The 22,479-nt window shown below is 37.4% G+C and carries 17 protein-coding genes; all 17 read right to left on the bottom strand.

What is annotated here, in order from left to right; all coding sequences use genetic code 11:
- Window positions 1-149: 149 nt before the first annotated feature.
- The gene (gene lepA / locus H3R25_RS03070) at window positions 150-1,988 is read right to left on the bottom strand and encodes a translation elongation factor 4 (RefSeq protein WP_198194273.1); all 1,839 of its coding nucleotides are present in this window, start codon (window positions 1,986-1,988) and stop codon (window positions 150-152) included.
- A 140-nt stretch (window positions 1,989-2,128) separates the two neighbouring features.
- Window positions 2,129-3,268, bottom strand: a complete 1,140-nt coding sequence (gene dnaJ / locus H3R25_RS03075; protein ID WP_046307029.1) for a molecular chaperone DnaJ — start codon at window positions 3,266-3,268, stop codon at window positions 2,129-2,131.
- Between the two features lie 78 nt (window positions 3,269-3,346).
- Window positions 3,347-5,197, bottom strand: a complete 1,851-nt coding sequence (dnaK, locus tag H3R25_RS03080; RefSeq protein WP_198188551.1) for a molecular chaperone DnaK — start codon at window positions 5,195-5,197, stop codon at window positions 3,347-3,349.
- A gap of 18 nt (window positions 5,198-5,215) precedes the next feature.
- Window positions 5,216-5,797 carry a nucleotide exchange factor GrpE gene (gene grpE, locus H3R25_RS03085; RefSeq protein ID WP_074425234.1) on the bottom strand — a complete coding sequence of 194 codons (582 nt, stop codon included), beginning with the start codon at window positions 5,795-5,797 and terminating at the stop codon, window positions 5,216-5,218.
- Between the two features lie 12 nt (window positions 5,798-5,809).
- Entirely contained in the window at window positions 5,810-6,859 is a 1,050-nt protein-coding gene (gene hrcA / locus H3R25_RS03090; protein WP_198194274.1) for a heat-inducible transcriptional repressor HrcA, read from the bottom strand.
- A gap of 136 nt (window positions 6,860-6,995) precedes the next feature.
- The gene (gene ribF, locus H3R25_RS03095; protein ID WP_187157999.1) at window positions 6,996-7,928 is read right to left on the bottom strand and encodes a riboflavin biosynthesis protein RibF; all 933 of its coding nucleotides are present in this window, start codon (window positions 7,926-7,928) and stop codon (window positions 6,996-6,998) included.
- A 20-nt stretch (window positions 7,929-7,948) separates the two neighbouring features.
- A complete protein-coding gene (gene truB, locus H3R25_RS03100) occupies window positions 7,949-8,842 on the bottom strand; it encodes a tRNA pseudouridine(55) synthase TruB (protein ID WP_198194275.1) in 894 nt (297 codons plus the stop codon).
- 43 nt (window positions 8,843-8,885) lie between these two features.
- Window positions 8,886-9,248, bottom strand: coding sequence for a ribosome-binding factor A (locus tag H3R25_RS03105; RefSeq protein ID WP_046307037.1), 363 nt, complete (start codon window positions 9,246-9,248; stop codon window positions 8,886-8,888).
- An 18-nt stretch (window positions 9,249-9,266) separates the two neighbouring features.
- A complete protein-coding gene (gene infB, locus H3R25_RS03110) occupies window positions 9,267-11,927 on the bottom strand; it encodes a translation initiation factor IF-2 (protein ID WP_046307039.1) in 2,661 nt (886 codons plus the stop codon).
- 4 nt (window positions 11,928-11,931) lie between these two features.
- Window positions 11,932-12,243, bottom strand: a complete 312-nt coding sequence (locus tag H3R25_RS03115; protein WP_074425229.1) for a ribosomal L7Ae/L30e/S12e/Gadd45 family protein — start codon at window positions 12,241-12,243, stop codon at window positions 11,932-11,934.
- A 2-nt stretch (window positions 12,244-12,245) separates the two neighbouring features.
- Window positions 12,246-12,542, bottom strand: coding sequence for an RNase P modulator RnpM (rnpM, locus tag H3R25_RS03120; protein ID WP_101138666.1), 297 nt, complete (start codon window positions 12,540-12,542; stop codon window positions 12,246-12,248).
- Window positions 12,543-12,560: 18 nt separating this feature from the next.
- Entirely contained in the window at window positions 12,561-13,775 is a 1,215-nt protein-coding gene (gene nusA / locus H3R25_RS03125) for a transcription termination factor NusA (protein ID WP_198194276.1), read from the bottom strand.
- Between the two features lie 19 nt (window positions 13,776-13,794).
- A complete protein-coding gene (gene rimP / locus H3R25_RS03130) occupies window positions 13,795-14,268 on the bottom strand; it encodes a ribosome maturation factor RimP (RefSeq protein ID WP_198194277.1) in 474 nt (157 codons plus the stop codon).
- Between the two features lie 105 nt (window positions 14,269-14,373).
- Window positions 14,374-18,681: a PolC-type DNA polymerase III gene (locus H3R25_RS03135; RefSeq protein WP_198194278.1), complete on the bottom strand. Its 4,308-nt coding sequence runs from the start codon at window positions 18,679-18,681 to the stop codon at window positions 14,374-14,376.
- A 5-nt stretch (window positions 18,682-18,686) separates the two neighbouring features.
- Window positions 18,687-20,387, bottom strand: coding sequence for a proline--tRNA ligase (locus tag H3R25_RS03140; RefSeq protein WP_198194279.1), 1,701 nt, complete (start codon window positions 20,385-20,387; stop codon window positions 18,687-18,689).
- A 19-nt stretch (window positions 20,388-20,406) separates the two neighbouring features.
- Window positions 20,407-21,663 (bottom strand): RIP metalloprotease RseP, encoded by a 1,257-nt coding sequence (rseP, locus tag H3R25_RS03145; protein WP_198194280.1) that lies wholly within the window; start codon window positions 21,661-21,663, stop codon window positions 20,407-20,409.
- 9 nt (window positions 21,664-21,672) lie between these two features.
- The gene (locus H3R25_RS03150) at window positions 21,673-22,470 is read right to left on the bottom strand and encodes a phosphatidate cytidylyltransferase (protein ID WP_109715567.1); all 798 of its coding nucleotides are present in this window, start codon (window positions 22,468-22,470) and stop codon (window positions 21,673-21,675) included.
- Window positions 22,471-22,479 lie beyond the last annotated feature (9 nt).

Raw genomic sequence — 22,479 nt, forward strand, 5'->3', positions numbered from 1 at the left:
TTTCTATTTACATTTATCTTTATCTGCTTGATAAAAAATACCAGATTAAAACTGCGACACCATTATCTGATTATATTCTAAAAATACATAAGGATTAATATCCATCAGATAATAGAGTCGCAGCCTTGCTTATTTTGTTAAACAATTTATTATTTAGAGTTTAAATCGTCATCATTCATTCGTAAGACAGCCATGAAAGCATCTTGTGGTACCTCTACACGACCAACGGCTTTCATTCGTTTCTTGCCACGTTTTTGCTTATCTAATAACTTAGCACGACGGTCTGGGTCACCCGTGTGAATTTTCCAGGTAACGTCTTTTCGATAAGGCTTAATTGTAGCACGCGAAATGATTTTTGCACCAATTGCTCCTTGAATATCAACTTCAAAGTTTTGACGCGGAATTAACTTCTTAAGCATAGAGGTCATTTGACGTGCACGATCTTGTGACTCATCCCTATGCGCAATAAAACTCAATGCATCAATTACCTGCTTATTAAGCAAAATATCTATTTTAACTAAATCAGTTGCACGATATCCCGTAATTTCATAATCAAGTGAAGCATAACCTTTAGTCGAAGACTTCAAATCATCAAAGAAGTCATAGATTATTTCAGCAAGTGGCATATTGTAAATCACATTGACACGGTATTTATCAAGATAATCCATTGTGACAAATTCACCGCGCTTACGTTGACAAAGTTCCATTACTGGTCCGACAAAATCGTTTGGAACCATTACTTCTGCCTTAACATAAGGTTCTTGAACTTCCTTATATTCTCCTGCTGATGGTAAATCGGCTGGATTATCAATTACTTTGGTTGAACCATCATTCATAATTGCATGATAATCAACCGAAGGCGCGGTCATAATTAAATCCAAATCAAATTCTTGTTCTAACCGTTCTTGAACCACATCCATGTGTAGTAAGCCTAGAAAACCACATCTAAATCCAAATCCCAAAGCAGTTGAAGTTTCTGGTTCAAATTCCAATGCAGCATCATTTAACTGCAGCTTTTGGAGAGCTTCTTTTAAGTCGTCATATTTAGCATTGTCAACTGGATACATACCAGAGTATACCATTGGTGGTATTTGACGATAGCCAGGAAGAGGTTCTGCAGTGGGGTGTTCAGCTGAAGTAATCGTATCACCCACCCGTGTCTCTCGAACAGATTTAATATTAGCCGTTAAGTAACCAACATCACCAGCAATCAATAAATCTTTTTTAACTGGATGAGGACTTGAGACACCAACTTCAGTAACTTCATACTCTTGGTCGGTATTCATAATCTTAATCTGATCGCCAGGTTTTACTGTTCCCTCTTCTATTCTAACGGAAAGAACTACGCCTCGATAATCATCATACTTTGAGTCAAAAATTAACGCTTTAAGAGGAGCCTCTAAATCACCTGACGGAGCTGGAATATCCTTTACGATCCGTTCGAGTAATTCGTCAATTCCCTGTCCAGTCTTACCAGAAACCTCGGCAGCGTCCGAAGCGTCTAGACCTAGCATTTCAGTGATCTCTTCCTTAGCCTGCTCTGGATTTGCGGAAGGTAAGTCAATTTTATTGATTACTGGCAAAATTTCTAAATCATCATCAATTGCTAAATATGTATTAGCTAAAGTCTGTGCTTGAACACCCTGAGAAGCATCTACAACCAACAGTGCTCCTTCACAGGCGGCCAAAGAACGCGAAACCTCATAAGAGAAATCGACGTGACCTGGTGTATCAATTAAGTGGAAAATATAGTCTTCACCATTTTTTGCATGATACTTAATTTCTACAGAGTTCATTTTGATGGTAATACCACGTTGACGCTCAAGTGGCATGTCATCCAGCATTTGATTTTTTAATTGTCGCTCTGAAACTGTATCAGTCAGCTCTAAAATTCGATCAGCAATTGTTGATTTTCCGTGATCAATATGTGCCACAATAGAAAAATTGCGAATGTGTTCTTGATAATCTTGTAATTTTTTAATATCCATAAATTGCACCCTTTACTCTATCTTTCCTATTATAGCAAATTCGCTAAAAGGGATAAAACTTTTAATTGCCATCTCAGCTAATCTTTTAATCCCGCTTAAACAAAAAAGCAACAAGTTATTAAACTCATTGCTTTGATAGTTTATTGTAATTTATCTTTTAAGCGTTCAAAGAAACCCTTCTCCTGTGGGGTAATTGATCCTCCACCGGCTTTGACAAATTCAACCAGTGCTTCTCTTTGCTTTTCATTAATTGACTTAGGAATCTGAACCTGAACCGTGGTTACTTGGTCACCATTACCGTTGCCACGTAAGTATGGTACACCTTCACCATGTAAAGTGAACTTCTTATTTGGCTGAGTACCAGCTGGAATCTTCAACTTCTTTTCACCATGAACGGTTTTAACATTGATTTCATCACCCAAAGTAGCTTGTGCAAATGAAATCGGTACTGTTGTATAAATTGTGTTACCACTACGTTCAAATTCTTTTGAAGGCTTAATTCGATAACTGATGTATAGGTCCCCGTAAGGTCCACCATTTTTACCAGCTTCACCTTGACCTTCATAGCGCAATTGTTGGCCATTATCAATACCTGCAGGAATATTAACTTCAATCGTATTCTTGCCATCAACAACACCATTACCATGACATGTCTGACATGGATGCTCAATAATTACACCACGGCCATGACACTTGTCACATGTCGTTTGTCTTCGTACAACACCAACTAAAGACTGTTGCGTAATGGTCATATAACCAGTTCCTTGACACTTGTCACATGTTGTTGGATGTGTTCCTTTTTCAGCGCCACTACCCTGACAAGTTGAACAGGTTTCGCTACGAGTATATGAAACCTGAGTCTTCTTACCAGTAATTGCATCCATAAAATCAATGGTTAAAGTATAATCTAAATCTTCGCCCCTAGTAGGTGCAGTTGGATCAACATGTTGCTGACGCGCACCATTACCAAAGATATCACCGAAAATATCGCTAAAGTCACCAAAACCACTGAAGTCACCATAGCCCTGACCTGCTCCACCGCCAAAGCCACCTTGACCATTTACACCAGCAGAACCAAATTGGTCATACTGTGCACGCTTTTGTTGGTCATGAAGAACTTCATAAGCTTCATTAATTTTCTTATACTTTTCTTCAGCACCTGGCTCATGGTTTATATCAGGGTGATACTTTTTAGCTAATTTACGGTAAGCAGAGTTGATTTCTTTATCACTGGCATCACGACTAACACCTAGCACGTCATAATAATCTTCTTGTGCCATCTAAAAGCTCCTTACTTTACAAAAGAAAAGAACTACTATTGCGGCAGTTCTTTTCTAATTTATTTAATTATAAACCCTTTACTTGTCTGGGTCTACTTTATGAAATTCACCTTCGTCAGCAGAACCACCTGTTGAATTGCCATCTTGTGAACCAGGGTTTTGAGGACCAGCTTGGCCTTCAGCACCTTGAGCACCACCATTAGCTTGGTAAAGCTTAACAGCCAAGTCTTGAGCAACCTTAGATAATTCATCCTTCTTGGTCTTCATTTCGTCCAAGTTGTTATCTTTTTGAGCCTTCTTTAAAGCTTCAAGAGCATCTTTGACTTTCTTAGTATCTTCTTCAGATACTTTATCCTTAACATCTTCCAAAGTCTTTTCAGTTGAGAAGATTAATTGGTCAACTTCGTTACGAAGATCAACTTCTTCTTTCTTCTTCTTGTCTTCTTCAGCATGCTCTTCAGCTTCTTTTTGCATCTTTTGAATTTCTTCATCAGACAAACCAGATGAACTCTTAATAGTAATCTTTTGTTCCTTACCAGTACCCATATCCTTAGCAGATACGTTAACGATACCGTTCTTGTCGATGTCGAAAGTAACTTGAATTTGAGGAACACCACGAGGAGCTGCAGGAATATCTGTTAATTCAAAACGACCTAAAGTCTTGTCATCTGCAGCCATTGGACGTTCACCTTGTAAAACATGAACATCTACGGCTGGTTGATTATCAGCAGCTGTTGAGAAGATTTGACTCTTTGAAGTTGGGATAGTTGTGTTCTTTTCGATCAACTTAGTGAAGACACCACCCATGGTTTCAATACCAAGTGAAAGTGGAGTAACATCAAGTAAAACAACATCCTTAACGTCACCTGAAATGACACCACCTTGAATTGCGGCACCGAGGGCAACAGCTTCATCAGGGTTAATTGAGTGATCAGGGTCTTTGCCAGCCCATCTCTTTACAGCTTCTTGAACAGCTGGAATACGAGTTGAACCACCATTTAAGATAACTTTGTCAATGTCATTTACAGTTAAATCTGCATCCTTTAAAGCATTATCAAATGGAATCTTTGTACGGTCAACCAAATCAGCAGTTAATTCATCAAATTTAGCACGAGTTAAATCTGTTTCAAGGTGAAGTGGACCTGATTCACCTGCTGAAATGAATGGAAGTGAGATATGAGTTGAAGATACACCAGATAAGTCCTTCTTAGCTTTTTCAGCAGCATCCTTTAGACGTTGCAAAGCCATCTTATCTTTAGAAAGATCAACACCATTTTCATCCTTGAAGTTTTGAACTAGCCAATCGATAATCTTGTTATCAAAGTCGTCACCACCAAGGTTAGTATCACCGTTTGTTGACAATACTTGGAAGACGCCATCACCTAATTGCAAAACTGAAACATCGAAAGTACCACCACCAAGGTCGTATACTAAAACTTTTTCATCTTCTGCATCTTTATCAAGCCCATAAGCAAGTGAAGAAGCAGTAGGTTCATTGATGATTCTCTTAACATCTAAACCAGCAATCTTACCAGCATCCTTAGTTGCTTGACGTTGTGCATCATTGAAGTATGCAGGAACTGTAATAACAGCTTCAGTAACCTTTTCACCTAAGTAGTCTTCAGAAAACTTCTTAATGTATTGCAAAATCATTGCTGAAATTTCTTGAGGAGTATAAGCTTTATCACCAATTTTAACTTTGTAGTCAGCTTCGCCCATGTGACGCTTGATTGATGAAATTGTGTTTGGGTTGGTGATTGCTTGTCTCTTAGCAACTTCACCAACTTGAATTTCACCATCTTTAAAAGCAACAACAGATGGAGTAGTACGATTACCTTCTGGGTTAGTAATAATCTTAGGTTCTTTTCCTTCAAGAACTGCAACTGCTGAGTTAGTAGTTCCCAAGTCAATACCGATAACTTTTGACATTAATAATCATCCTTTCAATTATTGAGCAACAACAACCATTGCTGGTCTTAATGTGCGATCTTTATATAAATATCCCTTTTGTAGAACCTGAACAACGTGATCTTTTTGATCATCAGATTCAGCTGCAACAGTCTGAACTGCTTGATGTAAGTTCGGATCAAACTGTGCTTTTTCAGCATCAATCTCGCTAATTCCATGATCCTTCATGGCTTTAACAAGCGCATCCAAAGTCATTTGAACACCCTTTTTAAGTTGACGCGAAGCCTCATCATCTACCTTAGTTTCCAATGCTCTTTCTAAATTATCCATCGCTGGTAAAATATCTTTAGCTAAGGATTGTGACTCATACTTAATCAATTGAGCACGTTCATTGTTGTAGCGATTTTGCATATTCTGCATTTCCGCTTGACTACGAAGGTACTTGTCTTCTAGTTCTTTTTGTTCTTCTTTTATTTTTGCTAATTCTGTTTCAAGCTTTTTTGAAGTCTCAGGTTTCTTACTTTTATCTGTAGTATTAGCCTTTGTATCAGACTTTTTTTCTTCAGCTTTAGTTTGATCTTTGTTTAGATCTTTTTCACTAGCATATTTTTCTTTACTCACGGCTAACCTCCTTTATTTGAATCTACCATAATACTCAAGTAGTTTCTTAGCAAGTTCATTTCTAAAATATTCCAAAAGACCAATTACTTGCGAATATGGCATATTGTTAGGACCAAGTAAAGCAATTACGCCTTTACCATGTGAACCAACACTATATTCCGCAGTGAGCAGACTATAGTCCTTAAGTAAATCACTTGGCAAATCTGAACCCAAACTAACACGAATTGGATACTTACCACTGTCTGAGTTCATACATTGATCAACCATATCCGAAATCAAATCATTGTGATCAATTAACTCATAAACGGAGCGTAAACTTGAAACATCATCCAAAGAAGTATTATTAAGTAAATTAATCTGACCATCAACATACATTTGCTCACTTGTAGCGTCTTTAATGACGTCTTCAACCAACTCAAGTAAATCACTTGCATGAGAATCAGCAAGTTTCTTACCCAAAGTTCGATTAAGCAAAGATGATGTAACTTCATTTAGCGTTTTGCCAATTAACTCATCGTTAATCATTCGGACTGCTTTTTCAATTTCATCACCACTGATGTTACGTGGCAAGTTATAAACTTGATTGTGAACATCACCATCACTAGTAACTAAAATTGCCATCACTTGTCTATTAACTAAGGAGACAATTCTAAAACCAGTTATTGTAATATCATTGTTTTCTGGCCCTTCTGCAAAGGCTGTGTAATTAGTCAAATCAGATAAAATCTTTGCTGCTTCTTGAACAATTTCATTAACCTGATGAAAAGGTTGATCAAGTTGACTAACAATTCTCTTGTAAACAGAGGATGGTATCTTAAGTGGCTCAAGCAAGTTGTCTAAATAGTACCGATAACCGTTCATTGACGGAATTCGTCCACTTGAAAGATGTGTTTTCTCAAGAAGACCTTTATCTTCAAGTGCAGCCATTTCATTTCGAATTGTCGCACTTGAGACTTTCATCGGTAACTGATTCATCACTGTTTTTGAGCCAACAGGATCATGCGTCTGAGTAAAATCATTAATAATTGTTTTTAAAATTAATTCTTGACGTTCGGTCAACATAAATATCGCCCTCACTTTTAGCACTCATACTTTTTTGGTGCTAACAATTATTATGATACTAGCTTTTAGCAGAATGTCAAGTTGAGTGCTAATTTTTTCGCAATTAATTTTAACTTGAATTACTGTTTAACTAAAATTAACTTTGCTGAGCAAAATAAGCCTTAATTTCGTTCTCGTCTGCTTCCATTTGTTTTTTCAAATCATCCAAATTGGCAAATTTTATCTCACCACGTGTATACTTGTACCATTTAATAGTCATTTTTTTGCCATAGGCCTCTTCATCAAAGCCAAATAAATTTGATTCAATTAAAACTTTTTTTCCATCGCCGATAGTTACATTGTATCCAACACTAGTCATTGAATCATACCAATGCCCATCAATCTTCGTTTTTGTGGCATAAACACCAATTTTTGGAATAACCTTATTATCTTGCCAAACCAAATTAGCAGTTGGAAAACCGAGCTTATGCCCGTTGCGCAAACCATGACCAATTTTTCCAGACATCATATATGGAAAGCCAAGAAGTTCATTAGCTAGTTCCATGTCACCATTAACAATGGCTTTTTTTATTTCAGTAGAACCAATTTTTTGTCCACCATATGACTGCTGTGGCACATTGACGATATCGAATCTGCCTTTAGCAAACTTAGGGAAATTTTCCATATTTGCTACGTCTTTTGGACCATACGTATAATCAAATCCAGCTACGACTGTATCTGTTTCAAGTTTTACAATAATTTCATCAATAAATTGTTGAGCACTTAACTTACAAAAAGCATCACTAAAGTGCATTACCAAAAGATAATCGACATTCAATTTTTCCATTTTGTATGCTTTTTCGTCTAAGCTATCGATATAGCTAACATCTGCTCCTTGATAAACTGACTTGGGATGACGGTCAAATGTCATCACTGCAAGAGGAAGCTTTTTCTCAGTTGCTTTTTCTCTAGCAGTTCTAATTAAATGTTGATGACCACGATGTACACCATCAAAAAAGCCCAAAGCAAGCACAATCTTAGTAGGGAAAATATTCTCCTTAATTGGATAAGTTAAATGGATAATTTGCACAATAAAGCCTTCATTTCATCTTACTGGTTTTGTAATAGCATTAAAAACGGATGATACATGTGGTCATCCTTTTCGTATATTGCTTTAATGCTACTATTGTACCTTAACGCAACTTTTTTTGCATTCGTTTTCAAAACTATTGCATTACCATTTTTCACCTTAAGCCATTGCTGATCATTCAAGTTGATACTTTCATAATCCTTGAAAAAGGCATCAATTGGTTGAATAAAATCGGCAATCTTTTCTGGTGCATTAATTACTTCATCCAATTTAACTGCTTGGCTCAAATCAAAACCTGAGCTAGCAGTTCTTCTCAATGATTCCATAACTGCAGGAACATTCAATTCAGTTTTAAGATCGTTGACCAAAGATCTCACGTAAGTGCCCTTACTACATTCAATCTGAAAATCAAAAGTTTCTTCACCTTTTCCCTTATCAAAGGTTGGATCATTTTTAATATCATATTGATAAACTTGTACCTGCCGCTTTGGCCGCTCTACTTCAATACCAGCACGAGCGTATTCATATAAATGCTTCCCATTAACGCGGACAGCAGAATAAATTGGCGGAACCTGTTCAATTTCTCCCACAAAACTTTGCATTGCTTGTTGGATGGTTTCCTTTGAAATTGGAGCTGTGATCCTTTCACTTTCCAAAACTGTCCCACTCACATCATAACTATCAGTTGCATAACCAATAATTCCTGTGCCCTCATACTTTTTATTCTGTGTGTGCATTAATTCAATCAGCTTAGTAGCTTGACCAATTGCAATTGGCAATACACCGGTCACATCTGGATCTAGAGTGCCAGCATGACCAATTTTTCTGATATGTAATGCTTTTCGCAAATGATAGACAACATCAGCACTTGTCATGCCTTTATCTTTATCAATTACTAAAATTCCGTTTATCATATTTTCCTATTCCATAAAAAAAGCGCTCGCAAGCGCTTCTTAATTAATTATTGCGATCCTCATCTTGCTTCTTTACTTCAGCAATTAAACGGTCAATTTTACTACCATATTTAACTGAATTATCGCGTTTAAAAATCAGCTCAGGGACTTTATAGACTGTCAGCACTTGTCCTAACAAGTGTCTCATCATCCCTTTTGCTTTTTCTAAACCAGCTGCAGCTTCCTCTTCCTTTTTAACACTTTCAGAGAGAATACTGTAATAAATAGTTGCATATGATAAATCATTAGTACATTCAACTGCTGTAATTGTAACATCACTTACACGCGGATCACGAATATTTTTCCGCAAAATTTTAGTTAATTCACGGAGGATTTCTCCTTCAACACGACCTACTCTGTGTTTCATGTTTTCCTCCTAGTTAAACTAGTTGTTAGGCTTTACCTCTTGTTGCTCAACGGCTTCAAGTTCATCGCCTACTTTAATATCATTGTAGCCTTCTATGGTTAAACCACAATCAAATCCTTGCTTAACAATTTTGGCATCATCTTTAAAGCGTTTCAGAGAAGCTACTTTACCTGAGTAAATAACCACACCATCACGTATTAAGTTGACATCAGCATCACGAGAAACGTAACCTGAATCAACAAATGCACCGGCAATTGTACCAACCTTTGAAACCTTCCAAGTTTCACGAACAGTTAGATTACCAACAACCTTGTCTTCGTATGTTGGTTCAAGCATACCCTGCATAGCGGCCTTAACATCATCAATTGCTTTATAGATAATACTGTACAAACGAATATCAACACCATCAGCTTCGGCCTGTGATTTGGCAGTTGCCGTTGGACGAACATTGAACCCAATGATAAATGCGTTAGAAGCTCCAGCAAGTGTAACGTCTGATTCATTAACAGCACCTACACCTGCGTGAATGATATTGACGCGCACGCCTTCAACTTCAATCTTTTCAAGTGATTGTTGTAATGCTTCTGCTGAACCTTGAACATCGGCCTTCAAAACGACGTCAACTTCCTTCATGTTCTCTTTCTTCATTGTATCAAACAAGTTGTCAAGAGTAACATGTTGAACGTTTTCACGTGATTGTTGCAATGCCTGTTGTGCTCTCTGTTCACCAACACTACGAGCAGTCTTTTCATCTTCAAAGACAACCAGCTTATCAGCTGATTCAGGAACATCGTTCAATCCAGTGATTTCAACTGGCATTGATGGCGTTGCTTTTTCTACTTGACGACCACGATCATTTGTCATTACACGGACACGACCAAAGCGGTTACCAACGACAATTGGATCACCTGTACGCAAAGTTCCTTGTTGAACAAGAACATCGGCTACAGGACCACGCCCACGAGATAGACGTGCTTCAATCACGGTACCAATTGCCATTTGTGTAGAGTCAGCCTTTAATTCCATCATATCAGCTTGCAATAAAATCATCTGCAACAATTCATCAACATTTTCACCAGTTTTAGCAGAAATATTGACGAAAATTGTGTCGCCACCATAATCTTCAGGAATTAAATTATATTTCATTAACTGTTCAGTAACGTGTTGTGGATTTGCACCTGGAGCATCCATTTTATTAATGGCTACAATAATAGGAACCTTAGCACTTTTAGCATGGTCAATGGCCTCAATAGTTTGTGGCATTACACCATCATCTGCAGCAACAACTAAGATAACAATATCAGTTACTTCAGCACCACGTTCACGCATGTTTGAGAATGCAGCGTGTCCTGGGGTATCCAAGAATGTGATTGGTTGGTTATCGATTCTAACTTGATATGCACCAATCTTCTGCGTGATACCACCTGCTTCATGATCAGTAACATGAGTATGACGCAAACGGTCAAGTAAAGTTGTCTTACCATGATCAACGTGACCCATGATTGTGACAACTGGTGGACGTTTGTGTTGATGTTTCGACTCTTTAGAAGCTTCCATCCGCTTACTATAAAGGTTGTCGATATCAGCTATATCTTCATGTACCTTCTCTTCAGCATCGATACCATATTCTGCAGCAATTAATTCAATTGCATCTTTATCTAATGATTGATTTTGGTTGGTCATCACACCAAGCATGAACAGCTTTTTAACAATTTCAGCAGGTTCACGGTGTAAAATTTTACCTAAGTCTTGGGCATTCATTCCTACTTCGTATACAAGAGTTTCTGGTAATGGACGCTCTTTTCTTTGAGTTGGCTGCTTTTTAGGCACTTGCTCAACCTGATGTTTTTTATTTTTATTCTTGCGCTTCTCTTGACGTTTTGAGAAACCATTACTGTTATTGCCAAATGACTGATTTTTACCCTTACGTCCTGGTTTTCCTGCGTTGCGAGAATTATGACCGTTACCGCGTCTTTTTTCATCTTTAGCAGGTTCAGGAGCTGCAGCATTGTCAATTTTTCTAACTTGGTTAGAAGAAGTTTCTTGATTTTGCTTCAATCTGGCTGGTGATGGTTTAATGATTTTTGGACCAGTTACTGTAGACGTTGTTTTCTCCACCTTAGTTACTTTTGAAACAGTAGATTCTGTTTTTTCAGTTGATTTCTTTTCTTCTTTTGTACTATCAGGCTTATTTATATCTTTATGATATGACTCGCGCGCTTTTTCTGTCTGCTTGTTTAATGAACTTTGCTCAACTCTTTGCTTTTGTTTCAACTGTTTAAGCAAATCTTGAGCAGCTGGTTTGGTAACTTTTTGCGCGTGATTCTGATTAGTAGCTTGCTTAGAACGGTCTTGATTTTGTTGACTGCGGTTATTCGCTTTACGATTATTGCTACGTCGAGGGCCATTAGTATTTTTGGTTTCTTCGTGGTTCTTTTCGTTTTTACGAATTGAAGTGACAGAAATTTTGATTTTACTGCTCTTTTTATTGGCTTGCTTCTCTTGCTTTTTAGCGGGAGCGGGGTTGCTAAAACTACCCTTCAATTGATTCACCTGAGAATCTTCTAGTGATGACATATGATTTTTCACATCAAAGCCAAGGTCTTTCGCCTTTTTGACCACGTCTTTATTATCGATGCCTAAATCTTTTGCAATTTCATAAATTCTTTTCTTAGTCATCAAATCACACTCCTTTATGTATTTTTTGTATTAGTGCTTTACCAAAACCTGTATCAGTAATTCCCAATACTTTTCGGTTTTTGCCTACCGCATGTGATATTTCATCGCTGCTAAAATCATCTATTACTGTTACGTCATTTTGCTTAGCAGCTCTAGTGACTTTTTCGCAGGTGTCTGCATGACTGTCATTAGCCAAAATAACTACTTTTACTTTTTTCGACTTAAGTGACGCAAGAACGATATCTACACCAGAAACCAGTTTTCCAGCTCGCTCACATAGTCCAAGTAAATTTAATGCTTTTGTTCTATTTTGCAAATTTATTTATCACCAAACAATTCTTTTCTTGCTTTTTGATGATCAACGTAAGAATAGAGTTCTTCGTAAAAGGACTCAGGAACCTTTGTACCTAAGCTCTTATCTAATAACCCTTTTTCTTGGGCAAATTTTATTTTGCTCGGATCTAAAGATACGTATGCACCTCTGCCTGGTTTTTTCCCAGTAGGATCAACCGAAATATTTTTTTCCTTATCAATTACGACACGGACTAATTCTTTTTTCGGTTGCATACTATTTGTTAATAGATCTTTGCGCATTGGAATTTTTCTTTTTTTCAAAAGAACTCACCCCTCGCTTTATTCTTGATCAGCCTCTTCGTCGCTATCTGTAGAGTCTTCAATTTCAACATCATCTTGATCAACAGCTTCAGCCGAAATATCTTCATCTATGCCGTCAGCAACTGAATCAACAATTTCCTCTGTTTCAACTTCAGCATTTTCTTGGTTTGCTTCAGTTGTGTTTTCATCAACAAATTCAACTTCAGATTCTGGTCTAATGTCAATTTTGTAACCAGTTAATCTTGCAGCTAATCTAACATTTTGACCTTTTTTACCAATAGCAAGTGACAATTGATAATCAGGAACGATCACAAGTGCACTCTTTTCGTCTTCTTCATTACCAAACTGAACAGCAATAACTTCTGCTGGATTTAACGCATTGGCAATAAAATCTGAAGGATCCTCTTCATATTTGACAACGTCAATATTTTCGCCGCCTAGTTCGTTAACAACGTTTTGCACACGAGCACCACGTTGACCAACACAAGTACCAACTGGATCAATATTAGGGTCGTTAGATTTTACCGCAATTTTTGTTCGATCGCCAGCCTCACGAGCTATTGAAACTATCTCAACAGTCCCATCATAAATTTCAGGAACTTCTTGTTCAAATAGACGTTTAACCATGTCTGGAGCAGTACGTGAAACCGTAATTTGTGCTCCCTTGGTGTCTGAGCCAACATGAGTTACCAAAACACGTATCTGATCTTGCGGATTATAATTTTCATTTGGCATTTGATCATTACGTGGCATAACAGCTTCGACATTACCAATTTTAACATAAACGAAGCGATTATCACGCCTTTCCACGGTACCAGTAATCAACTCATCTTCATATTGTGAATATTCATCAATAATATGATTTCTTTCCGCTTCACGTAAATGTTGCATAATAACTTGCTTGGCAGTCTGTGCAGCAATTCGGCCAAAATTCTTTGGCGCAACTTCAAAGCGGATTTTATCTCCAACTTCATAAGCCTTATTAATTGTCAAAGCATCTTTTAAGCTGATTTCAAGTCGGTCATCGTGAACTTCGTCGACAACTTCCTTTTCAGTCATTAACTTAAAATCGCCTTTACGTTCATCAAATTCAACTACTACATTAGTTGCTTGATTATAGTTTTTCTTATAGGCTGCAACAAGTGCTGCTTCGATAGCCTCAACAATCACATCTTGTTTTATACCTTTGGTTTTTTCTAGAGTCGCAAAGGCCTCTAGCATTTCTTTAGACATAAGTTTTTAATCAGCCTTTCTAAAATTCGATTGCAAAACGAATGTTTGCAATCAACTTCCGGGGAATAGTTAACTGTTTCCGCCTTGTTTTTACCTTTACTTCAAGTTCGATTTCTTCGTCATTAAAGGCTTTCAGAGTACCTTCATATTCTTTTTCGCCTTCAATTTTTTGGTAAAGGCCGACATGAATATAGTTATTAAGCGCCTTTTGCCAATCTTTTTCAGTTTTGATAGGACGCTCAATACCAGGAGATGATAATTCTAAAATATATGGATCAGGAAAAGGATCTGGTGTGATTTCGTCGAGTTTTTCAGAAATCAATTCGCTAAGGCCAGCAATTTCATCCATATCAATTCCATTTTCGCGATCAACATATATTCTTAAATAATTTTGACCCTTTTCTTTAACATATTCAATATCAACAAATTCATCATTGCGTTGTTCAATGATTGGTTTGATTTCTGCAAGTACAGAATCTTCAACTTTCGCCAAGTACTTTCCTCCGTAATAAAAAGAGTGAGCAAAACTTGCTCACTCCGAATCATTTATTCGAACTTCTTATAAAAGTATACCATATTTATATTCTTGCTGCAAAAATTAAAAAAGTGATAACTGGTTCTGGTCTGGCATCCCTTCCAAGACCTCATTTTCTTCCAGATAATCCATAATTGTTTGCGAAACCTTACCTCTTTTGGCCAAATCCTCTTTTGATAGGAATTCTTGCTCTGCTCTAGCTGCAACAATTTGCTTAGCTGCATTGTTCCCTAAGCCAGGAACCGCATTAAATGGGGCCAAAATAGTATGTTGATCAATAATTTTGAAGTTTGTTGCTTCTGACTCATTGATGTCAACCATCCTAATTTTTATACCTCGCTCTAAACATTCATTAGCGATTTCTAAAACAGTTAGTAAACTCTTATCTTTAGCAGAAGCGTCATTTCCTTTTTCCTGAATGTCTGCCATAGCTTTTTTCACAGTATTTTTGCCGTGACTCATTGCTACCAGATCAAACAAATCAGCACGCACAGAAAAGTATGCAGTGTAGTATATTTCCGGATAGTAAACCTTAAACCAAGCAATCCGTAAAGCCATTAGGATATAGGCTGTTGCATGTGCCTTAGGGAACATGTATTTAATTTTCAAACAAGATTCAATATACCAGTCTGGAATTTTATCATTTTGCTTCAAAACTTCCATGTCTTCATCACTAATTCCGCGACCATGACGAACAGATTCCATCGTTGAGAAGGCAACCTCTGGTTTTACACCCCAGTGGATAAGGTCCATCATAATGTTGTCACGACAACCAATCACGTCTTTCAACTTGCAGGTACCGTTATTAATCAGCTCTTCTGCATTGCCGAGCCAAACATCAGTACCATGCGAAAGGCCAGAAATTTGAAGTAGTTCAGAAAAAGTGGTTGGCTTAGTTTCCTCAAGCATTCCACGGACAAATCTAGTTCCAAATTCTGGGACACCCAAAGTACCAGTTTTAGATTGAATTTGTTCTGGCGTGACACCTAAGATATCCGGACTGGAAAATAATGACATGACGCCAGGATCATCGGGTGGAATTGTCAATGGATCAACACCGGATAAATCTTGCAACATTCTGATCATCGTCGGATCATCATGACCTAAGATATCGAATTTCAAAATGTTATCGTGGATTGAATGAAAATCAAAATGCGTCGTTTTCCATGCAGCATCCACATCATCGGCAGGATATTGGACTGGTGTAAAGTCGTAAATGTCCATATCATCAGGCACTACAACGATACCAGCAGGGTGCTGCCCCGTAGTCCTTTTTACCCCACTGACTCCGGCAGCCAAACGATCAAGTTCAGCTTTTCTTAAGTTCAGTTCTTTTTCTTCATCATAGTGTTTCGCATAACCATAAGCAGTTTTATCAGCCACAGTCGCAATAGTACCAGCACGATATGAATTACCTGGCCCAAACATAACTCGAATAAAGTTATGAGCAACAGGTTGATAGTCACCTGAGAAGTTCAAATCGATATCAGGAACTTTGTCTCCATGGAAGCCTAAGAAAGTAGCAAACGGAATATCCTGACCATCTTTCACCAAGTCTGCCCCACACTCAGGACATTTTTTATCAGGAAGGTCATAACCTGAGCCATACTCACCATTTTCAAAAAATTGCGAATATTTACATTTTGGACATCGATAATGAGGTGCTAGTGGATTTACTTCAGTAATTCCAGACATAGTAGCGACCAGACTAGACCCAACAGATCCACGAGACCCAACCAAGTAGCCATCCTTATTTGACTTGGCAACAAGACGTTGTGAAATCAGGTAAATGACTGCATAACCGTTTGAAATAATCGAATTTAGTTCCATATCCAAACGATCCTGAACAATTTTAGGAAGAGGATTACCATAAAGCTCGTAAGCCTTATCGTAAGTCAACTTTTTCATTTCCTCATCTGAATTTTCAATATGAGGTGGATATAAACCGTCTTTAATTGGAGCAATTTCTTCAACCGATTCTGCAATTTTGTTTGGATTAGTAATAACAATTTCTTTTGCAACATCTTCACCTAGGAAACTGAATGCATCAAGCATCTCCTGTGTAGTATAAAAATGTAAATCAGGTTGCTTTTTATTGCGATCTGGATTACTACGCTGCGCTGAAATCAAAATTGTTCTATAAATTGCATCATGCTCTTCAACATAATGTGCATCCCCTGTTGCAACAACAGGCTTATTTAATTCTTTTCCTAACTTGTATATGTTAGTTAATATTTCTTCTAATTCAGCCTCATCCGCAATTAAATGGTCTTCAATTAGCTGGGAATAGTTTGCTGGTGGCTGAACTTCTAAATAATCATAGAATTTAGCTTTTTCACGAGCTTCGTCATAGCCTTTTTGCATCATTGCAACAAAGACTTCCCCCTCTGAACAGCCCGAACCATATAATAATCCTTCATGATTATCAGTTAAATCGGATTTAGGGGTACGCGGAATACGGTAAAAGTACTTTGTATTAGCAATTGAAACTAGCCGATACATATTCTTCAAGCCAGCCTGGTTCTTAGCCAAAATAGTCATATGCTGCGGACGAGCTCTTTTGAAAACTTGTCCATGAGCCGCATAATCATTCATCTTGCCCATATCATCTTCACCATATTTTTTGGTAAAGGCTTCAAGTAGTTTGAACATTAAATAGCCAGTTGCTTCCGCATCTTGATTAGCACGATGGTGATGCTCAAGAACAACGTTGTATTTTTTAGCTAAAGAATCTAGAGTATGTCTCGTTTGCTCAGGATGAAGTAAACGGGACACTTCTAGCGTATCTACTACTGGTTGTGTGATTTCTTGCAACCCTGCTCTTTTTAGCGCAGCATTTACAAATCCCACATCGAATTGAACATTGTGTCCGCACAATGGTCGGTCACCATAAAAATCTTGGAACTGCTTAATGACGACTGCTTCATCATCAGCAGCACTCACCATTTCATCAGTAATTGAAGTTAGATTGATTGTTTGTTCGCTTAGCGCATGATGAGGATTAATGAACTTGTCAAAGCGTTCAAGTACCTCGCCATCCTTCATTTTGACTGCACCAATTTCGATAATTGTGTCGTAAACTGATGACAAACCAGTTGTTTCAACATCGAAGATAACAAACTCTCTATTTTCATATTTCATTGGTGCCGGATTAAGAACAAGCATGGCGTGGTCATCAATCATATTTGCTTCAACACCATAAACGATCTTAACACCGTTCTTTTTGCCGGCATTATATGCTTCAGGGAAAGATTGTACATCAGCGTGATCTGTAATTGCAATTGCTTTTTGACCAAACTTTTTAGCAGCTAAAACAAAATCGGTGGCTGTGTTTGTCGCATCTAGCTGACTCATATTAGTATGAAGGTGAAGCTCAGCCCGCTTTTCATCACCCTCATATTTTTCTTGTCTTCCGACATGCTCGACTGCTTCAAAACTGTTAATGTTGAATACGACATCATGACTCCATTGGTCTTCTGCAGCAGAACCCTGCATTTTAGCCCAAGTTCCTGGTTTTAAAGCTTTAATTGATTCCAATTGATCTTTATCTGAAATAAACTTTTTAAAGGAAATTGAATCACTATAGTCAGTTATTTCTCCAGTAAAGATGATTGTACCGGTTTTTAACTCTTTACTATCTGTATTAAAAATGTTTCCTTCTATAACAACATTTCTTGTACCATCAATAACATCCTTAATTTGAGTAATTGGTAGGCTTTCATCTAATTTTCGATTGCCATAGTGCGTCTTTTTAGTCTGGTAAGTAGTTTGCTTGGGTCTTTCCTTGACCGGCGCAGCTTCGTATACTTCCTGCATACTTTGCTCATGCTGTTCTTGCAGTTGCTGCAAACTCTCTAAATTGCTTAGTGAATTGGCATCATCAACTTCAGTAACAAACTTTAAATTGAAGAAACCATAATCGCGCATTTCTTCTGCAAGTTGGTCCAGCATCTTTTGTTCAATAAGGCCATCAACTACCAAGTTATCTACTGGAATAATCCAACGCCCATTTTCTTTTTTTGGTTTATGACTAGAAATAAATTCGCGCGCAACTGGCTGTAAAATATCAGAATTTTGAACGGCGTACTTCCAGTAATCAGTTAAATAGTCATCAAGTCCATCTTGAGTAGATACAAAAAGCCTGGTTTTAACAAAAGATGAAAAATTTGCTTCTATTGCTTTATTTAAAGCATCATATGTTTCAAATTTAAGCGGAGTAGCAAAAAGAACATGGATATCCCATCTATGTTCTTTAGCATATACATCCACGTTCTTAATTTCACCTTTTCTTAATAAGGCATTGTCTTCAAATTGATTTGGAAAATGAATTTGTTCTAACAGTCTTAAGAAAAGTTCGTTTTTATTAGCCACAGAAATTATCCTAACTCTTTATTTACAAAATCATCGAGTTCAGAAACATTCAGCTCTATTGATTTTTCATCAGTTGGACGCTTAACCTCAATAATTCCATCACTAGCTTTTTTACCAATTGTGATTCTAAGAGGCGCACCAATTAAATCTGCATCAGCAAATTTAACTCCTGCGCGTTCGTTACGATCATCATATAAAACATCATAGTCAGCACTATATTTTTGTTCAAGACTTTCAGCCAATTTTGTTTGGTCATCATCTTTCATCTTCATTTGAACAATATGAAGATCATAAGGAGCAATTTCTTTAGGCCAAGAAATTCCACGTTCAGTTAAATGTTGCTCAATAACTGCAGATAGAACTCTGGTTACACCGATTCCATATGAACCCATGATAACAGGCTGAGCCTTCCCATTTTGATCAAGGAAACTTGCGCCCATTTTATCGGTATAGTAGGTTCCTAACTTAAAGATATGACCAACCTCAATTGAAGTAGTGAATTTTAATGGTAAGTGGTCAACAGGATCTGGTTCACCTTCATTTGCAACACGTAAATCACTGAATTCTTCAACTTTAAAATCACGATTCAGATTAGCATTCTTAAATTGGAAGCCATCTTTATTTGCCCCGACAATTACGTTAGTCAGATCTTTAACAGTATCGTCTGCAATAATCTTATCAGGCCAATTTGCTTCAACTGGACCAACACTACCCTTGCCGACACCTGTAATTTCCTTTAATTCTTCATCAGTAGCAACACGAACAGAGTCAGCATCTAACAAATGAGTTAACTTAACTTCATTTATTTGTTTATCACCACGAATTAAAACTAGAACGTGTTCTTTTTCATTAATAATGTATAAAACACTTTTTACAATTTTTGTTTCTGGTACTTTCAAAAATTCAGCTAAATCAGCAATTGTTTCTTGACCAGGAGTTGCAACCTCTTCTAATTCTGCAACTTGTTCTGGATCCTGTTTAAATGTGTCAATACTTTGAGCCATTTCCAGATTTGCAGAATAAGTACCTGCCTCATTAGTTGCAATGGTATCTTCACCAATTGCAGCTGGAGCCTGAAATTCCATTGAGTTTTTACCACCCATTGTGCCGGAATCAGCAATTACTGGTGTTACTTTGACACCACAACGATTAAAAATCGCTTCAAATGCCTTTTTCTCATCATCAAACTGCTCATCTAATTGTTGGCTAGTAGCAGCAAAACTGTATGCATCTAACATAATAAATTCACGGCTACGAAGTAAACCAAACCGAGGACGATTTTCATCACGGAACTTAGTTTGAATTTGGTAAAGCGCAATTGGCATTTGCTTATAACTCTTGAGATTTTTAGCAACAATTTCGGTAAAAGTTTCTTCATGGGTTGGCCCTAAAAGACTTTGACGTCCATGGCGATCTTTTAACTGAAACATTTCAGGACCATACTTCTGCCATCTACCTGATTCTTCCCAGAGAGTTGCTGGTAAAAGTTCAGGCATTTCCATTTCTGGAACACCTATTTTTTCCATTTCCTCTTCCATGATTTTTTCGACTTTATTTAAAACTCGAAAACCTAAAGGCAAATAAGCATAAACTCCTGCAGTAACTTGTCTTACATAGCCACCACGAAGCATCAGCTTATGGCTTTCAGCAACCGCATCTGTTGGTGCTTCTTTTAAAGTAGGTATAAATATTTTAGATTGTCGCATTAAATTCTCCCCAAATTCTTTATTTAATAAAGTAGCGATAAATATCGTTACCAGTAACTGCGATGATTAAAAGTAAGAGCAGACCAAATCCAACCAATTCAACAATAGCTTCATGGTTTTCAGAAATAGGCTTCCCACGGAAAATTTCAATAATATTAAGTAAGAACTTTCCGCCATCAAGTCCAGGAATCGGTACTAAGTTCACAATTCCCAAGTTAATTGAAATCATTGCTAAAAATGCCAAAAGGTATGAAAAGCCCATTTGCGAAACTTGTGCCGTCTGAGAGTAAATTCCCACAGGACCAGACAATTTATTCAGACTAAAGTTTCTAATTAAACCACCTAAAGCGTTAAAAATCATTCCTGTGGTTGACAAAGCTGTATTCCATCCACGTTTAGCTTTTGAAATAGCTCGATCGTCACTTTGAGCTTTAATTCCTATTTGGTAAACAGTTTGACCACTGACTTTTACAACCTTTGGCTTTACCGTAGCTGTAGTAGTCTGCTTGTTTTTTTCCAGAACTATCTTTAAGTTCTGGCCTTTACTTTGAGCAATTATATTAGAGACATCCTCAAATGAACTCGTCTTGTGACCATTAATCGAAACAAACTTTGATCCCTTTTCAATCTTAGCTATATCAGCTGGTGAATTAGGTGACACTGATTGAATTGTTGTAGTTGCAGGACCTGGAATTGTAAACGTCCAAATCATGAAAACCACAAAGCCAAGCAAGATGTTCATTAAAGGTCCAGCAACATTAGTAGCAAGTTTTTGCCAAACATTTGCTTCTTGAAATTGTGTATCACGAGGTGCGATTATTAGCTCAGTTTTTGATTGGTCAATGACAGTTGCATCATGGTCAACCGAATAGCTAACTGGTTTTTCCTCGTCACCATTTTCATAGCCTTCGATTACCAGTTTATCTACCAAATCAGCCTTTATTACTTGAACTGGAATTCCTTCCACCGGAATATCTGATTCTGAGGCATCAATTTTGACCACTTTATTCTGATCATTTAGTTGAAGAACTACATTCATTCCAGGCGAAAGCTCAGTTTCATCGTCCTTACTTGCTAAACGAACGTACCCACCTAAAGGTAGCCAGCGAATAGTATAAGTGGTTGGATTCCGTCTTACTTGAAATAGCTTAGGACCCATTCCAATAGAAAATTCACGAACTAAAATGCCGCACTTTTTTGCAACAATAAAGTGCCCGAATTCGTGAACAAACACTAACAAGCCAAAAACTACTAAGAAAATCAGTATACCTTTCATGGAATACTCCTAATGTATAATTCCTAGTAATGCCGCGAATACCGGCAAAACAAATAGCATACTATCAAATCGGTCTAAAATTCCACCGTGACCCGGTAAAATTTTACCTGAGTCCTTAACACCATAATAGCGTTTATATGCGGATTCAACTAAGTCACCCATTTGGCCAACAATTGATAGAATCAAAGCAAAAACAACCATTTGCCATAGCGGATAATCGACATTGACGAAATATACATAGATAGCGGCACAAATGACAGCACAAATAGTTCCGCCAATTGATCCTTCCCATGTTTTATTAGGACTAATCACTGGCCATAATTTATGTTTACCTATTTTACGTCCAATCATGTAAGCACCTGTGTCAGTCAACCAAACGACAACAAAAACATAGCAAAGTAAAGCTAAGCCGTTTGAACTATTTCTGATGCTTGCCATGTAGTGAAAACCGGTGCCGATATACAGTGAACCAAGTGTGTACACTGAAACATCATCAAAAGTTGTCTTATTCTTTGATAAAACTGTCCAAGTTAGCATTAACATAATTAGAGCAAAGTAAATACCGTATTTAGTCCAGTGGAACGGCATGCTCTTGATAAAACTATCGGGAACTGCCCAAGTGATTGTTGCCAATAAAGCTAGCAAAAAGTTAACAGAAACTAAAATCTGCTTTTTCATTAAAAAGATTTCACTTATTCCAACTGCAGCAAAAGCGACTGTCAGCCAATCCATCCACAAACCGCCCGCAATGACGATTGGAATAAATAAAATCAAAGCAATAACTGCTGTAATTACACGTTGTTTCATATAATAACT

It is taken from the genome of Lactobacillus sp. M0390 (assembly GCF_016102085.1).
GTDB lineage: Bacteria > Bacillota > Bacilli > Lactobacillales > Lactobacillaceae > Lactobacillus > Lactobacillus apis.

Excerpts from the sequence above, each read along its gene's own strand:
- lepA (WP_198194273.1), bottom strand. The coding sequence starts at position 1,988 with ATGGATATTAAAAAATTACAAGATTATCAAGAACACATTCGCAATTTT.
- dnaJ (WP_046307029.1), bottom strand. The coding sequence starts at position 3,268 with ATGGCACAAGAAGATTATTATGACGTGCTAGGTGTTAGTCGTGATGCC.
- dnaK (WP_198188551.1), bottom strand. The coding sequence starts at position 5,197 with ATGTCAAAAGTTATCGGTATTGACTTGGGAACTACTAACTCAGCAGTT.
- hrcA (WP_198194274.1), bottom strand. The coding sequence starts at position 6,859 with ATGTTGACCGAACGTCAAGAATTAATTTTAAAAACAATTATTAATGAT.
- truB (WP_198194275.1), bottom strand. The coding sequence starts at position 8,842 with ATGATAAACGGAATTTTAGTAATTGATAAAGATAAAGGCATGACAAGT.
- H3R25_RS03105 (WP_046307037.1), bottom strand. The coding sequence starts at position 9,248 with ATGAAACACAGAGTAGGTCGTGTTGAAGGAGAAATCCTCCGTGAATTA.
- infB (WP_046307039.1), bottom strand. The coding sequence starts at position 11,927 with ATGACTAAGAAAAGAATTTATGAAATTGCAAAAGATTTAGGCATCGAT.
- nusA (WP_198194276.1), bottom strand. The coding sequence starts at position 13,775 with ATGTCTAAAGAAATGCTAGAGGCCTTTGCGACTCTAGAAAAAACCAAA.
- H3R25_RS03140 (WP_198194279.1), bottom strand. The coding sequence starts at position 20,387 with ATGCGACAATCTAAAATATTTATACCTACTTTAAAAGAAGCACCAACA.
- rseP (WP_198194280.1), bottom strand. The coding sequence starts at position 21,663 with ATGAAAGGTATACTGATTTTCTTAGTAGTTTTTGGCTTGTTAGTGTTT.
- H3R25_RS03150 (WP_109715567.1), bottom strand. The coding sequence starts at position 22,470 with ATGAAACAACGTGTAATTACAGCAGTTATTGCTTTGATTTTATTTATT.